This window comes from Flavobacterium sp. GQ95, assembly GCF_059758655.1.
Window position 1 is genome coordinate 304,765 of sequence record NZ_JCAXEB010000006.1, and the last position, 17,398, is coordinate 322,162.

General features: G+C 33.7%; 9 protein-coding genes. All 9 read left to right on the forward strand.

The genetic code is table 11. The annotated features are described in order from the left end of the window. Positions 1-95: 95 nt before the first annotated feature. The 9 genes from AC6CH4_RS13995 to secDF all read left to right on the forward strand — a co-directional run bounded on the left by AC6CH4_RS13995 (position 96) and on the right by secDF (position 17,031). Positions 96-959: a PhzF family phenazine biosynthesis protein gene (locus tag AC6CH4_RS13995; RefSeq protein ID WP_498103898.1), complete on the forward strand. Its 864-nt coding sequence runs from the start codon at positions 96-98 to the stop codon at positions 957-959. A 167-nt stretch (positions 960-1,126) separates the two neighbouring features. Continuing rightward, a complete protein-coding gene (locus AC6CH4_RS14000) occupies positions 1,127-2,878 on the forward strand; it encodes a TonB-dependent receptor (protein WP_498103900.1) in 1,752 nt (583 codons plus the stop codon). A gap of 165 nt (positions 2,879-3,043) precedes the next feature. After that, positions 3,044-3,493, forward strand: a complete 450-nt coding sequence (locus tag AC6CH4_RS14005; protein WP_498103902.1) for a hypothetical protein — start codon at positions 3,044-3,046, stop codon at positions 3,491-3,493. Between the two features lie 428 nt (positions 3,494-3,921). After that, entirely contained in the window at positions 3,922-5,598 is a 1,677-nt protein-coding gene (gene asnB / locus AC6CH4_RS14010; protein ID WP_498103904.1) for an asparagine synthase B, read from the forward strand. Positions 5,599-5,909: 311 nt separating this feature from the next. Continuing rightward, the gene (asnB, locus tag AC6CH4_RS14015; RefSeq protein ID WP_498103906.1) at positions 5,910-7,526 is read left to right on the forward strand and encodes an asparagine synthase B; all 1,617 of its coding nucleotides are present in this window, start codon (positions 5,910-5,912) and stop codon (positions 7,524-7,526) included. A 263-nt stretch (positions 7,527-7,789) separates the two neighbouring features. Further along, the gene (locus AC6CH4_RS14020) at positions 7,790-10,525 is read left to right on the forward strand and encodes a M16 family metallopeptidase (RefSeq protein ID WP_498103908.1); all 2,736 of its coding nucleotides are present in this window, start codon (positions 7,790-7,792) and stop codon (positions 10,523-10,525) included. 322 nt (positions 10,526-10,847) lie between these two features. Further along, entirely contained in the window at positions 10,848-12,788 is a 1,941-nt protein-coding gene (gene gyrB / locus AC6CH4_RS14025) for a DNA topoisomerase (ATP-hydrolyzing) subunit B (RefSeq protein WP_498103910.1), read from the forward strand. A 108-nt stretch (positions 12,789-12,896) separates the two neighbouring features. Continuing rightward, positions 12,897-13,832 (forward strand): malate dehydrogenase, encoded by a 936-nt coding sequence (gene mdh, locus AC6CH4_RS14030; protein WP_192185448.1) that lies wholly within the window; start codon positions 12,897-12,899, stop codon positions 13,830-13,832. Positions 13,833-14,058: 226 nt separating this feature from the next. After that, entirely contained in the window at positions 14,059-17,031 is a 2,973-nt protein-coding gene (gene secDF, locus AC6CH4_RS14035) for a protein translocase subunit SecDF (protein ID WP_498103912.1), read from the forward strand. Positions 17,032-17,398 lie beyond the last annotated feature (367 nt).

Below are 17,398 nucleotides of genomic sequence, written 5' to 3' on the forward strand. Positions count from 1 at the left end.
ATAAGAATCGAAGTAAAGAAAAAAGAAGCAAGAAGAAAGAAGCAAGAAATCTATTGTCTTGCATCTTGCATCTTTTCTCTAAAAAAAATAAAGAAATGAGTTTACCTTTTTATATAGTTGATGTTTTTGCTGAAAAGAAATATGCCGGGAATCAATTGGCAGTTTTTTTAGATGCAGGGAATTTAAGTTCAGAAGAAATGCAAAAGATTGCCCGTGAAATTAATTTTGCGGAAAGCACTTTTATCACAAAATTTGATAGAGAAAACAATAAGGCTGAAATTAAAATTTTTACGCCAGAGCACGAAATGCAGTTTGCAGGTCATCCCATTATTGGAACTTCCTGGATTTTGATGAATAAAGTGTTTGAGAATTCGCCTGAGCATATAAAATTACATGTTCCGATTGGGCCAATTGCAATTCATAAAACAGAAGATTTGATTTGGTTAAAAGCAGCTCAGCCTAAATTTTGGGATATTTTCTCGAAAGAAGATTTTACATTATTCAGTAATCTGAAAGTCAGTGATTTTGAAAATCAATTTCCAATTCAGGAAGTGAGTACCGGAAGTGCTTTTGTAATGGTTGGGTTAAGTAGTAAAAGAGCATTGGAAAATTTGGTTCTGGATAAAGATAAAACGGACCAATGGCTGAAAAGGAATTGCAAAACAACGCACAGAGGCTTGTATTTCTATTATTTAGAAGATTCAAAATTGTTTAGCCGAATGTTATGCGTTGAAAATAATCAATTGGTCGAAGATGCCGCAACTGGTAGTGCAAGTACATGCCTACAGGCTTTTCTACTAAAATATCATAAACCTGAATTTGAAATGATCAATTATCAGGGAGATTATATTGGTCGTCCTTCGCAGATTTATTTTAAAGGGAAACTAGATGATAATCAATTTGATGTTCAGATTGGAGGAAAAGCGCAGTTTGTTGCAAAAGGAGAGTGGGAAATTTAGGTTAAGAGATAGAGTGTAGAGTATAGAAAATAGAGCCAAGAGCCAAGAAGAAAGATATTAGAAAATAGAAAATAGAGAATAGAAAATAGATTGTAAAGCAAAGATTGGAAGTCTTTTCTCTTTGATTCTTTGTTCTTTTCTCTAAAATTCTCTGAAAAAAATAAAGTATGAAAATTAAATGCCAAAATAAAATCATCATTTTACTGCTGTTGTTTGTTGTTCAGCTTTCGTTTTCGCAAAAGAAAAATGAAAGTATCGGAACAGAAACTGTAAATGTGGTAAAACCTTATTCGCCAACAATTTCAGACGCTTTTAAAGTGAAGGAAACTCCTTCACTTGACGATAGCGGAAATCAGCCAAAAGAAACTATTAAATATAGTATTTTGTCTGTTCCGGTAGCTTCTACTTTTACACCTTCGAAAGGAAATGCTGCGAGTGTTGATAAATCAAAAAAAGAAAGATTGTTTAGTAATTATGCCACTCTGGGAGTTGGAAATTATGGAACGCTAAATGCCGAATTATTCGTAACGCAGGATTTAGGAAACAATGATTATGTAGCAGCAATGTTGCGCCACCATTCTTCGCAAGGCGGGATCAAAGACGTAAATCTGAATGATGAATTTTATGATACAGGTATAAATGTGGGCTATGGCGTAAACAATCGTGATATATCCTGGGGCGTAGATTTAGGATATCAAAATCAAGTGTACAATTGGTACGGCTTACCGACTGATTTCGGCATGACTTTGCCTCCGGAAACACAGGAAGATTTGATAAGAGGAATTAATCCAAATCATTCTTATAATACCATTTCTTTAGGAGGAAATATAGAATTCAACGAAGGGATTTTTAGCAAAATTGATACAAGATTTACGCATTTTTCAGATAGCTTTTCTTCTTCAGAAAACCGTTTTTATGTGAAACCAACTTTCAATGTGGATGTTATGGATCAGTCGATCAATACCAATGTTATCATTGATCACGTAAGCGGATCTTTTGAAAATAATTATGAGCGTACAAATTTAGAACCTGTAAAATACAGTTTGACTAATTTTGGAATCGAGCCAAGTTTTGTAGTTCATGAAAACGACTGGACATTAGAATTGGGAGCAGGGTTGTATTATGGATTGGATTCCGAGAACAGCGGAAACAAGTTTTATATTTATCCGAAAGTGAATGCTTCTTATAAATTAGTGGGCGATTTAATGATTTTCTATACAGGAGTAAATGGTAGTTTAAATCAGAATTCTTATGCTGATTTTGTAACACAAAATCCATTTTTATCTCCAACTTTAAATATGAGGCCAACAAGCAATCAGTATAATGTTTTTGCTGGTTTAAAAGGAAAATTGGCAAACAATATTAATTATAATTTGACTGGTTCTTATTTGAATGAAAAAGACAAAGCTTTGTTTAAAAGCAATGATTATACAGAGAATTTTGATAACCAGAATTATGCGTTCGGAAATTCGTTTGGAGTTGTGTATGACGATGTAAGAACATTGCGTTTTTATGCAGAATTAAAAGCTGATTTCTCTAAAAATGTATCTTTCGGAATCAACGGAACTTTCAATAGCTACAAACAAGATGGTCTGGAAGCATGGAATTTACCTTCAATGAAATTAAGTTCCAATCTTGATGTTACTATTACTGATCAATGGTACGCAGGTTTGAATGTTTTCTTTGTAGGCGAACGTAAAGACATGCAGACGAATTTAGATGTTGCAACACTTGGCGTTCCAGTAACTTTAAAAAGCTATTTTGATGCGAATGCTCATTTAGGTTACAAATACAACGAGCGTTTGACTTTCTTCTTAAAACTAAACAATATAGGAAATCAGGCTTACGAAAGATGGCTGAATTACCCGGTTCAGGGATTCCAGGTATTAGTGGGCGGAAATTATAAATTCGATTTTTAAACTTAACCGCAAGGGGCGCAAAGTTTTTACGCAAAGGGCGCAAAGTTTTTAGCTACGAATTCACGCATTAATTAATTTTATTTGTGAATTCGTGGCTAACTTTTTTTGCATCCAGTAGAAAACCTTCATCTTTGTAACTTAGAACCTCAGTACCTTTAAAAAAAAATGACTTTCAAACAAAAAATACATTCTCATTATTTACAAATGCTTCAGGATCGAATAGATGTTTTTAGGGACATGATTTCGGCTTTGACCGAAGATTCTAAAAACGATGCCAAAGGTTCTGCCGGCGATAAGCACGAAACGGCTTTATCGATGATGCACATTGAACAGGAGAAACTGACCAATAAACTAAAAGAAGCTATAAATCAAAAAGCGATTTTAGATAAAATTGATGCTTCAAAAACAACAGAAAATATCATTTCAGGAAGTTTGGTAAAAGCCAATGGGATTCATTTGTATTTGAGTGTCGCCCTTCCTAAAATTTCCATTGACGGAATTAATGTTATTGCACTTTCTCCACAATCTCCTTTGGGTTCGCATTTAATGGGGAATAAGGTTGGGTTTCAATTTGAAATTAATAAGACACATTATACTATTGAGAGTGTTGATTAACGCTTGTACGCAATCTTGTCATCCTGAGGAACGAAGGATCACACACGAAACTCGACAAAGATTTGATATAGACTTTGCGGAGCTACTAGTGTGATCCTTCGTTCCTCAGGATGACAAATAAATTCTTAAAATAATAATTCCTGTAGACCTTTTATTCTTCTCGTTGAATTTTCCTTAACGTTTCTTTTTAATCTTAAATTATATTTCAGAAATATCTTCAAAACCTTGCAATTTACGCTTGATCAAGCCCTGAAATTGAAATTTTCAAGTTCGAGGCTTTTTTTTATGTTAAAATTTTACATTTTATATGTAAAATTGATGTTATGGTTAAAAATTATAACTGAAATGAATATTTATGTTTTTCAATTATAACCAATACTGCATCTTTGCCTTATCAAAATAAAATTTACAATTAAAAATATATAATTATGTGCGGAATCGTATGTGCCTTTGATCTAAAACAAAAAGCCGAAACCTTAAGACCTCAAGTATTAGAAATGTCTAAAATCATTCGTCACCGCGGACCAGACTGGAGCGGGATTTACAGTAATGATAAAGCGATTCTTTCTCATGAGCGTTTAGCGATTGTTGATCCAGCGTCTGGAAAACAACCTTTATTTACAGAAGATAAAAAGTTGGTTTTGGCTGCAAATGGTGAAATATACAACCACAGAGAATTGCGTAAACAATTTGAAGGAAAATATAACTTTCAAACGGAAAGTGACTGTGAAGTTATTCTGGCTCTTTACAAAGAAAAAGGACCTCACTTTATTGATGAAATGAACGGAATCTTCGGATTTGCAATTTACGATGTTGAGAAAGACGAGTATTTTATTGCTCGTGACCATATGGGAATTATTCCATTGTACATTGGTTGGGACCAACATGGAACTTTTTATGTGGCTTCTGAATTGAAAGCTTTAGAAGGATATTGTACTAAAATTCAATTGTTTCCTCCAGGGCATTATATGACAAGCAAAGACGGCGAATTTGTACAATGGTACAAAAGAGACTGGACAGAATATGATGCTGTAAAAGACAACGAAACAAGCATTCCTGCAATTAAAGAAGCTTTAGAAGCAGCGGTTCACAGACAATTAATGAGTGATGTTCCTTATGGAGTTTTACTTTCTGGAGGTTTGGATTCGTCTATTACTTCGGCTGTAGCCAAAAAATTTGCACAAAAACGTATTGAATCTGATGATACTACTGATGCGTGGTACCCACAATTGCACTCTTTTTCAGTTGGATTAGATGGTTCTCCTGATTTAGCAGCAGCTCAAATTGTAGCGAAACACATCGGAACGATTCACCACGAAATTAAATTCACAATTCAGGAAGGTTTAGATGCTGTTCGTGATGTAATTTATAACCTTGAAACTTATGATGTAACTACTGTTAGAGCATCAACTCCAATGTGGTTAATGGCAAGAGTTATTAAATCAATGGGAATTAAAATGGTTCTTTCGGGAGAAGGTGCAGATGAGTTGTTCGGAGGATATTTATACTTCCACAAAGCACCAAACGCAAGAGAATTCCACGAAGAAAACGTTCGTAAATTAGGAAAATTGCATATGTACGATTGTTTGAGAGCTAACAAAAGTTTAGCTGCTTGGGGAATCGAAGGTCGTGTACCATTTTTAGATAAAGAATTTATGGATGTTGCAATGCGCATCAACCCACAAGATAAAATGATCAACAAAGAACACCCGATGGAAAAATGGGTAGTTCGTAAAGCTTTTGAAGACATGCTGCCGGAAAGTGTAGCATGGAGACAAAAAGAACAATTTTCTGATGGAGTAGGATACAGCTGGATTGATACTTTGAAAGAAGTGGTAGCTAAAGAAGTTTCAGACGAACAATTGGCAAATGCGAGATATAAATTCCCTTTACAAACGCCAACTTCTAAAGAAGAATATTATTATCGTTCAATTTTTGCTGAACATTTCCCAAGCGATGCTGCAGCTTTATGTGTGCCGCAGGAAGCAAGTGTTGCTTGTAGTACAAAAATCGCTTTGGAGTGGGATGAAGCTTTCAAAAACATGAACGATCCATCAGGTAGAGCAGTGGCAAGTGTGCATGATGATGCCTATGAGAAAGCATAAAAAATGAATTTTTGAATTTAGTATATATTAAGCAAAGACGTTCTCTATTCTTAGAGGACGTTTTTCGTCTTTAAAATTGTTAAATTCATAATTTCAACGACTTATGATTTTTTTTTCGATAATATTTAACTTTCTTTTTATATTTGATGTTTTGTTTAAAGACAGATTAAATCTACAAGATTAAGAAAGGATTTCAGGAAAATACAGGAATATATTTAGTTTTACTTCAGATGTAAAATTAAAATCAATTTTAAAAGTTAATTCGCTTCATGAGGGAAGTGAAAAAGATAATAATAAAAAAATAGAATAGTATGTCTGGATTATTGGCAGTTATTGGTAAAGGAAAAGACCCGAAACTTGTAAAAGAACTTTCTAAAAGAATGTCGCATCGTGGTCCTGATGAGAATGATCTGCATATTATGGAGAACGGTAGTATTATTTGTCATGAAAGTTTATCAATTGTAGACTTAAAGACAGGTAAACAGCCTATTCAGGGATCAAATAAAGCCTGGATGGTTCATGATGGCGAGATTTATAACTATCAGGAATTAAAAAACACCGTTTTAAAAGAGCATACGTTTAGAACAAAATCAGACTCAGAAGTTATTGTCCATTTGTACGAAGAATTTGGATACAATTTCTGTAATATGCTTGATGGAGATTTTGCTTTTGTGATTATTGATGGTGATGACTATATTGCCGGAAGAGACCCAATTGGAGTAAAACCTTTGTATTATGGATTGGACGAAAGAGGAAGAATTTATTTTTCTTCAGAAATGAAATCAATTTCAGATCAGTGTAAATCATTTTCAACTTTTCCTCCGGGACATTATTATACGGCTAAAACAGGTTTTGTAAAATATTATCGTCCTGATTACGAAGATCACAAAAAAGCTGTAGAAAGTCTGGATTTGGATTTGATTCGTGAGACTTTGGTCGAAGCTACCCGTAAACGTTTGATGAGCGAAGCTCCCCTTGGAGTTTTGTTATCAGGCGGATTAGATTCATCTTTAACTTCATCAATTGCGGCTAGATTATATGCTGAGAACGGAAAAAAGCTACAGTCGTTTTCTATTGGATTAAATGCTGATGCGCCTGATAATATTGCGGCCAGAAAAGCAGCTGAATTTTTAGGAACTGATCATCATGAAATACATTTTTCTGTAGAAGAAGGTGTTGAAATCATAGAAAAAGTAATTTATCATATTGAGACCTATGATATTATTTCTGTAAGAGCCGGAGTTCCGATGTATTTGTTGTCAAAAGCAATAAGTGAGAAAGGGATAAAAGTAATTCTTTCAGGTGAAGGTGCCGATGAGATTTTTGGTGGCCATTTGTATTTTAGAAACGCTCCATCATCAGAAGAATTCCAGGATGAAACCATTGAAAGGGTTCAGAAGTTATTTACTGCCGATTTATTGCGTGCCGATAAAACGACAATGGCAACAGGTTTAGAAGCGAGAATTCCGTTTTTAGATACAGCTTTTCTGGATGTGGCAATCCGAATTAAAACGGAAGAAAAACAACCTAAAACATATGATGATATTGAAAAATACATTTTAAGAAAAGCATTTGATACACCTGAAAACCCATATTTGCCGGGAGAAATTTTATGGAGACAAAAAGAGCAGTTTTCAGACGGAGTGGGTTATAATTGGGTTGATGAATTAATCAAATATTGTGCTGGACAGGTTTCAGACGAGCAATTGGCCAGAGCTACTGTTGAATTTCCATATAATTCACCAACAACAAAAGAAGCTTATTTTTACAGATCAATATTTCATAAATATTATCCACAAGTTAGTGCTGCCCAAACAGTACGTAAATGGATTCCGAAATGGCAGGACAATCAAGATCCGAGTGGTAGGGCAAATTCAGCTCACGTAAATGCAGGTAAAGAGATTTCGAAGCCTGGAGTTGTGGTTTAAATTTAAATTCCAATCTTTTAAATTCCAAATTCCAAAAGAATTGAGATATTAAAAAAAATAAATAAAAAAACCGAAACGATATTTTAAATATTTGTTTCGGTTTTTTTTATGACATCAATTGGAATTTGGAATTTAAAATTTAAAATTTGGGATTTAATTTTCTGTAAATTACTAAAACTTAGTTAATTTCAGATTATCGTATTTAAGAAAAATACTATATTTGATTACCAAGAACAATTACTTCTAATAATCAAATACAATCTATGAGAAACCTATTACTAAGTGGAATTTTGTACTGCTCATTTGTTTCGTTGAGTTCAGTTTATGCACAAAAATCGGAGACACCCAAATACATTACTAATGTAGAAGGTGTCAAAGAATATTCTTTAAATAACGGATTAAAAGTTCTTTTGATTCCAGATGCTTCTCAAAGTAATATGGTAGTCAATATTGTTTACAGTGTTGGTTCCAGAAACGAGGGTTATGGAGAAAAAGGTATGGCGCATTTATTAGAACACATGCTTTTTAAAAGTACCAAGAATTTGGGTGATATAAAAAAAATGCTTTCTGATAAGGGAGGAGCTGCCAACGGAACCACTTGGTTAGACAGGACTAATTACTACGAAATTTTTCCATCAAACGATGAAAATTTAAAATGGAGTATTGAAATGGAAGCCGATCGAATGATCAATGCGACTATTTTACAAACAGATCTTGATAAGGAGTTTTCTGTAGTAAGAAATGAATTCGAAATAGGTGAAAATAACCCGGATGGTGTTTTGCAGGAACGAATTCTTTCTACAGCTTATTTGTGGCACAATTACGGAAACAGTACCATTGGAAGTAAAGAAGATATTGAACGAGTAAAAGCAAATAGGCTTAGGGTTTTTTATGAAAAATACTATCAGCCGGATAATGCAACTTTAGTTATTGCCGGTAAATTTGACGAACAAAAAGCATTGCAATATATCGGACAATATTTAGGGTCTATTCCAAGACCAAAAAGGGTTTTAGATAAAACTTATACAATAGAACCAGCGCAAGACGGAGAGAAATTTGTTGAGCTTAAAAGAGCTGGTGATAGCAAAAATGTAGGCGCATTATACCATACTGTTCCTTATGCTGATAATGATTTTGCAGCAATTGATGCTTTGGGTGAAATTTTAACATCTGATCCTTCTGGATATTTATATAAAACTTTGGTAGAAACTCAAAAAGTTTCCAGCTTATATGTTTGGCAGCCAAATGTTCGAGATGCCAGTTTTATGTATTTTGGAGTTGCTGTTCCTAATGATAAAGATATTAAAGCAACACAAGAAATTGTTAGAACAGAATTAGATAAAATAACAACCACTAAATATACGGATCAGGATGTAAGCAGGGCTAAAGCAAAGATTATCAAACAAATTGAAGGCGTTAAAAATAATACTATTTCTTTTGCAATTAATCTAACGGAAATTATTGGAGCCGGCGATTTTAGATTGGGTTATTTGTATAGAGATGCTGTTGAAAAATTAACAAAGGAAGATATTCAAAGAGTTGCGGAGAAATATTTTAGAAGCAATAACAGAACGATTGGAATATTTATACCTTCAAAAGAAGAACAGCGAGTAAAACCTGTTGAATTTACAGATGAGCAGGTACTTGCTTTAACTAAAGATTATAAGGGAAAAGCTTTAGAAAAAGAGGCTGCTGCATTCGAAGCTTCAATAAAAAACTTAAAGCAAAATTTTGTTGAAGGAAAATTAAGCAACGGAGCTAAATACGGCTTGATAAAAAAAGAAATAAAAGGCGGTAAAGTTCAGGCCAATTTTAAATTTCCGGTTAGTAATGAAAAAGAATTAGCAGGTAAAACAGATACTGGCGGAATCCTCGCGCAATTACTAAAAACGGGAACTAAAACCAGAACAAAAGAACAAATTCAGGATCGATTGGATCAATTAAAATCTAGTATTTATTTTAACTTTTCAGGACAAACATTATCAATTAACATCAGTACTTATAAAGAAAGTTTTAAAGAAGTAATGGAAATTTTAAATGACTTGCTTGTTAATTCCACTTTTCCGCAAAATGAACTGACAAAAACGATTACGGAGTATAATACGTATTTGGAGTCTAACCTGAATGATCCTCAAACCGTTGCCTTTACGGAACTTACCAGACAGACTACGAAATATGATAAAACGAGTATTTTTTACACGCCAACAATTCAGGAGCAAATAGATGCTTTTAAAAAGATAAAACAAACGGAGATAGTTGATTTTTATCAAAATGTTTTAGGAGGAAATAATGGCATTGGAAGCGTTGTAGGGGATTTAGAAGGTAATTCTACAGTACAGATTTTAGAAAACACTTTTGGAAAATGGAATTCTAAATCAAAGTATGAATTGGCTAAACCTACTTATTTTGAAACAAAAGTATTAGACAAGGATTATATAACTCCGGATAAAGAAAATGCTGTAGCACTTGGTAGAATTGGTTTTAAAATGACAAGGACCAGCCCAGATTATCCGGCTTTTGTGATGGCCAATGAAATATTAGGGAGTGGTGGTTTTTTAAGTGCAAGAATTCCGATGAGATTGAGAGAAAAAGAAGGAATAAGTTACGGTGCAGGCTCATTTATTGATGTGCCTATTACTAGTGATGTTGCTTCATGGTCGTACTATGCTTTTTTAAATCCGACGAAAAAGAATGCAGTTGAAACGGCAACAAAGGAAGAAATTGCAAAAGCGTTAAAAGATGGTTTTACAGTGGAAGAACTAAAATCAAATTTGGTAAGCTGGCAGAATGAAAGAAAAACAAGATTAGGTAGCGATGACACTTTAATGAATTTGGTTAATACTTATTTGCAATATGGAATTCCGCTAGAAGATTATGATGATTTAGAAAATAAAGCTAAGGCATTGAAAGTGGAAGAAGTTAATGCTGTTTTGAAAAAATATTTAAGCTTAGATAAAATGACTTCTGTTTATGCAGGAGATTTTAATAAAAAACAATAAAAGGGAGAAACTTCAATTTATAAATTCCAAATACCAATTTGGAGTTAATTATAGAGTCCGAAACGACATGAAAATGTGGTTTCGGATTTTATTTTTAGGATTGTTTAGGCTTTGAAACAGGAATTTATTTTTTTCAATTTTGATTTAAGATTTAGAATTTCAAAAAAACAGAAATTAAAATCGATTGTTCCTTTTTTAATTGACTTTTTTTGATAATATGTTAATAACTTAAGTGCTTTAAATGGGAATTTAACGGATATATAATTTGCGTTTTTATATATTTGCGTGTTAGACAATAAATACATTTTTTAGAATAAATTATATGAGCGAAGAAATCAAGAAGAACAATTATTCAGCAGATAGTATTCAGGCATTAGAAGGAATGGAGCACGTAAGAATGCGTCCATCGATGTATATAGGAGATGTGGGGGTTCGAGGGCTACATCATTTGGTTTATGAGGTTGTTGATAACTCTATTGATGAGGCGATGGGAGGACATTGTGATACCATTGGTGTTGCAATTAACGAAGACGGTTCGGTAACAGTTGAAGATAACGGTCGTGGTATTCCGGTAGATATACATAAAAAAGAAGGTATTTCTGCACTTGAGGTAGTAATGACCAAAATTGGTGCCGGAGGTAAATTTGATAAAGATTCTTATAAGGTTTCAGGAGGTTTGCACGGTGTTGGGGTTTCTGTTGTAAATGCACTTTCTGTTCATATGAGATCTACTGTTTTTAGAGACGGTAAAATCTATGAGCAAGAATATGAAAGAGGAAAATCATTATATCCGGTAAAACAAATCGGAGAAACAGATAAAAGAGGTACACGTCAGACTTTTTATCCTGATAATACTATTTTTACTCAGACTACAGAGTTTTCATATGATACTTTATCAGCTCGTATGCGTGAGCTTTCCTTCTTAAACAAAGGAATCACAATTACATTTACTGATAAAAGAGAAATTGACGATAAAGGAGAGTTTAAAGTTGAAGTTTTTCATTCTGATGAAGGGCTAAAAGAATACATTCGTTATTTAGATGGTAACCGTGAGCCAATTATTTCTCATGTTATCAGCATGGATAATGAAAAAGGTGAAATTCCGGTTGAAGTTGCCTTGATTTATAATACAAGCTATACGGAGAATATTTTCTCTTACGTAAACAATATTAATACACACGAAGGAGGAACGCATTTACAAGGTTTTAGAAGTGGTTTGACAAGAACCCTTAAAAAATATGCCGATGCATCTGGAATGTTAGATAAATTGAAATTCGAAATTGCGGGAGATGACTTCCGTGAAGGATTAACAGCTATTATTTCGGTAAAAGTTGCAGAACCTCAATTTGAAGGACAAACAAAAACAAAACTTGGAAACAGAGAAGTAGTTTCTCCGGTTTCTCAGGCTGTTGGAGAAATGTTAGAGAATTATTTGGAAGAAAATCCAAATGATGCCCGTATCATTATCCAGAAAGTAATCTTGGCTGCTCAGGCACGTCACGCTGCTAAAAAAGCACGTGAAATGGTACAACGTAAAACCGTTATGGGTGGCGGTGGATTACCAGGAAAATTATCAGATTGTTCTGAACAGGATCCTGCAAGATGTGAGGTTTACCTGGTCGAGGGAGATTCGGCTGGTGGAACAGCAAAACAAGGTCGTGATCGTAACTTTCAGGCGATTTTACCATTACGTGGTAAGATTTTGAATGTGGAGAAAGCGATGCATCATAAAGTATTCGAAAACGAAGAGATTCGTAACATATTTACCGCTTTAGGAGTTACCATTGGTACTGCAGAAGACAGTAAAGCATTAAATCTTGAAAAACTTAGATATCATAAGGTAATCATCATGTGTGATGCCGATGTCGATGGTAGTCACATTTCTACCTTAATATTAACGTTCTTCTTCCGTTTCATGAAAGAATTGATCGAAGAAGGTCACGTATACATCGCAGCTCCACCTTTATACTTAGTTAAAAAAGGAAACAAAAAAGAATACGCCTGGAATGATGTTCAACGTGATCAGGCAAATGAAAGAATGGGAGGAAGTGCAGCGATCCAACGTTATAAAGGTCTTGGAGAGATGAACGCGGAGCAATTATGGGAAACGACAATGGATCCGGGCTTCAGAACTTTGCGTCAGGTAACTATTGATAGTTTGGCTGAGGCAGATAGAGTTTTCTCAATGTTAATGGGAGATGAGGTGCCACCACGTAGAGAATTCATCGAGAAAAATGCTGTTTATGCAAATATCGATGCATAATAAAAAAGTTTAACCTTCAATTCGTTTAATTGTTTAAATTTACTTAAACGATTAAACGAATTGTCGTTTCTAAAAATAAATTAATTAATAACCGATAAAGTATAAAATATGAAAGTTACCATTGTAGGAGCAGGAAATGTTGGAGCTACATGTGCAGATGTTATTTCTTATAGAGGAATTGCAAGCGAAGTAGTGTTGTTGGATATTAAAGAAGGTTTTGCCGAAGGGAAAGCGTTGGATATTATGCAATGTGCCACAAATACAGGTTTTAATACCAAAGTATCTGGGGTAACCAATGATTATTCTAAAACTGCCGGAAGTGATGTAGTTGTTATTACATCTGGAATTCCAAGAAAACCAGGAATGACACGCGAAGAATTAATAGGTATCAATGCAGGGATTGTAAAAACAGTTGCTGAGAATGTATTAAAGCATTCGCCAGATACTATTATTGTTGTTGTTTCCAACCCAATGGATACGATGACGTATTTAGCTTTGAAATCTACCGGATTACCAAAAAACAGAATTATTGGTATGGGTGGTGCTTTAGATAGTTCTCGTTTCAGGACTTATTTGTCTTTGGCTTTAGATAAACCTGCAAATGATATTTCGGCAATGGTAATTGGAGGTCACGGTGATACAACTATGATTCCTTTGACTCGTTTAGCATCTTATAATGGAATTCCGGTAACAGAATTTCTTTCAGAAGAAGCATTACAAAAAGTCGCTGCTGATACAATGGTAGGAGGAGCAACACTTACAGGTCTTTTAGGAACATCGGCATGGTACGCACCTGGAGCTTCAGTAGCTTATTTGGTTGATAGTATATTGAATGATCAAAAGAAAATGATTGCCTGTTCTGTTTTTGTTGAAGGAGAATACGGACAAAATGATATTTGTATAGGTGTACCTTGTATAATAGGTAAAAATGGAGTAGAAGAAATTCTGGACATTCAATTAAATGATAATGAAAAGGCTTTGTTTGCTAAAAGTGCAGATGCAGTTAGAGGCATGAATGATGCCCTAAAATCGATTTTAGTATAAAGAATTTGGTAAAAAAAGGAAAAGGCTGCACTTTTGCAGTCTTTTTTTTGAGATTAATTAATAAATAAATTGGTTAATCTTTTCGAGAATTATATATTTGCTCGGTTTAAAAAAAATGCTGTAATTCGTGATCTGGTTTTTTAGTTTTAAAAAATGATGTCAGGGCTTATTTTATGGGACTTTAAAACAAAAACAAACAATAAAACATAATTAATTTTTAGTAATAATGCAGAATAAAGGACTTATTAAATTTTTCGCAATTCTATTTGCATTGGTAAGTATTTACCAACTTTCGTTCACTTTTGTGGCAAACAGCGTCAAAAGTGAAGCTAAAGCTTTTGCAGGAGACAATCCTGATAAAGAGCTAAAATATTTAGATTCTATTGGAAAAGTAGAGGTGCTAAATCTTGGTTTTACAAATTTTACTTATAACGAAGTAAAAAACAAACAATTAAATAAAGGTCTTGACTTAGAGGGAGGAATCAACGTTATTCTTCAAATCTCTGTTAAGGATGTATTGAAAGGATTGTCAAACAATTCTAAAAACCCGGTATTTAATAAATCATTAGCTGATGCGACTGCAAATTTAGAAGGAAACAAAACCTATTTAAATAAGTTTTTTGAAGCTTTTGAAGCGAACTCAAACGGAACTGTAAAATTAGCTTCACCAGATATTTTTGCAAACAGAAGTTTACAAGGAGAAGGTGGAATTGATTTTCAAATGACTGATGCGCAAGCTCAAAAAGTTATTAAAAGAAAAGTTGATGAGTCTATCGAAAGTGCTTACAAAGTATTAAGAGAGCGTATTGACAAATTTGGTGTTACACAACCAAATATTCAAAAATTGGGAGAAACCGGAAGAATTTTAGTAGAACTTCCAGGTGCTAAAGATGTTGATAGAATCAAGAAATTATTAGGAGGAAAAGCTCAATTAGAGTTTTGGGAAACTTATAAAATTGAAGAAATTGGAAACTTCTTAGTAGCTACTAACGAAGCTTTGAAAAAAACTGAAGTTAAGAAAACAGAAACTAAAACTGTTGCTAAAGATTCATTGAATGCTTTATTGACTGATGCTAAAGATTCTGTTGATGTTAAAAAAGGAAACAACCCATTATTTGACAAAATGTTAGGTCAGGGTGGTGGACCAGTTTTAGCTTACTTTGCTCCAAAAGATACTGCTACTATCAATGCTTATTTTAAAAGACCAGAAATTAGAGTTTTATTGGCTGCTGACCAACACAATGCAAAATTTGTGTGGAGTAAACCAACTACTTTAAAAGATGCTAAAGGAAAAGAAGTTGAAGCAGTTGAATTATATGCTTTAAAAGGAAACAGAGATAACGTACCTGCTATGAGTGGTGGTGTTGTTACTGATGCTAAAGATACTTTTGACCAATTAGGAAAACCAGCTGTTTCTATGCAAATGAACAGTCAGGGTGCTAAAGTTTGGGAAGAATTGACAGGTAGAGCTTTTGCTCAAAAAAGTTATATTGCTATTGTTTTAGATAACATTGTATATTCTGCTCCTGGTGTTACTAGTGGTCCAATCGCTGGAGGAAGATCTGAAATTACAGGTTCTTTTGATGTGGCTGAAACTAAAGATTTAGCAAACGTATTGAATGCAGGTAAATTACCGGCTTCTGCAGATATTATCCAATCAACTGTTGTAGGACCATCTTTAGGTCAGGCAGCTATTGATGCTGGTACAATCTCATCTGTATTAGGATTTTTATTAGTTTGTTTATGGATGGTATTCTATTATGGTAAAGCAGGTTGGTATGCTAACCTTGCCTTATTATTAAACTTACTTTTCTTGTTTGGAATTATGGCAAGTTTTGGTTTTGTATTAACATTGCCAGGTATTGCAGGTATCGTATTAACATTAGGTACTGCGGTAGATGCCAACATTATTATATTTGAAAGAGCGAAAGAAGAATTACGTGAAGGTAAATCATTGTCTGAAGCAGTTGTAGCTTCTTACGGATGGCATGGTGCAATGCGTTCTATTATTGATGCAAACGTAACGCACGTTTTAACTGGAGCTATCTTGTTTATTTTTGGAACAGGACCAATTAAAGGTTTCGCTTTGACATTACTTATTGGTATCGTAACTTCATTGTTTACATCAATTTTTATTGCCAGAATTTTCATTGACAGAAATATTGCTGGAAAAGGTGATTTGACTTTCTCTACTAATATTACTAAAAACTGGTTTACTAATTTCCACTTTGACTTTATTAAAATCAAAAAATTCACTTATATCTTCTCTTCAATTGTTGTTGTTGTAAGTTTAATTTCTATCTTCTTCGTTAACGGATTAGATGAAGGTGTTGATTTTGTTGGAGGAAGAACTTTTCAGGTTAAATTTGAAAAACCAGTAGATGCTACTGCTATTTCAGATGAGTTATCTGCTGCTTTTGGAACTCCGGTTGAGGCTAAAATTTTAGGTGATGATGATCAGTTGAAAATCACAACTAAATATAAAATTAAAGAAGACGGTGTTGCTGTTGATGAAGAAGTGAACAAAAAATTATATGATGCATTAGCGAAGTATTTCCCTAATGTTACTTATGAGAAATTCACTAATACATTTGATGGTAAAAGAGTTGGAGTTTTACAATCTTCTAAAGTGGGAGCTTCTATCTCTGAAGATATCAAAACAAATTCATACTGGGCTGTTCTTGGTGCGATGGCAGTTATTTTCTTATACTTAATGATCTCTTTCCGTAAATGGCAATATTCATTAGGTGCGATTGCAGCTGTTGCGCATGACGTAATCTTTGTATTAGGAATCTACTCTTTATGTTATAAATTCATGCCTTTCCACATGGAAATGGATCAGCACTTTATTGCTGCGATTCTTACCGTTATTGGTTACTCTATGAACGATACTGTAATTGTATTCGATAGAATTAGAGAGTTTATTATCGGAAATCGTAAAGGTAGTTTTGAAGATATCGTAAACGCTTCTATTAATACTACATTATCAAGAACGTTGAATACTTCATTAATGATGATTATCGTATTATTGACGATGTTTATCTTTGGTGGAGAATCAATCAGAGGATTTATCTTTGCAATGTTAATTGGTATTGTTGTAGGTACTTATTCTTCATTATTTATCGCTACACCAGTATTGGTTGACACGATTTCAAGTGATGATAAACATACAATCGAAGACAAGCATAATAAAGCATAATTAATTGCTTAAACTATATTAAAAAGATCCAGTGAAAACTGGATCTTTTTTTATGCGCTAATTTTAAAGTTTTAGAATTTAAAAAATGTATTCGGAATAGAGGTTGTTCAAGGTTGTTGGAATTTTTATTTTAAGGGATTATAAATACTTGTAGATAAATTAATTTCTTCCTACGATAATTTAGCCGTTCAAGGATTGATAATTGGATTAGCCGGGCTATATTACTTTTGAAAAATAGGCTTCTAATCTAGCCCCGATAGAAGCGATATCCTTTTTCTTCCGCCCATAGCGGAAGAAAAAGATATAGCGGATAGCGGGACTGAACATTCTTTTGGAAACGACGACTTTCTGCTTCTAAAAATATAGA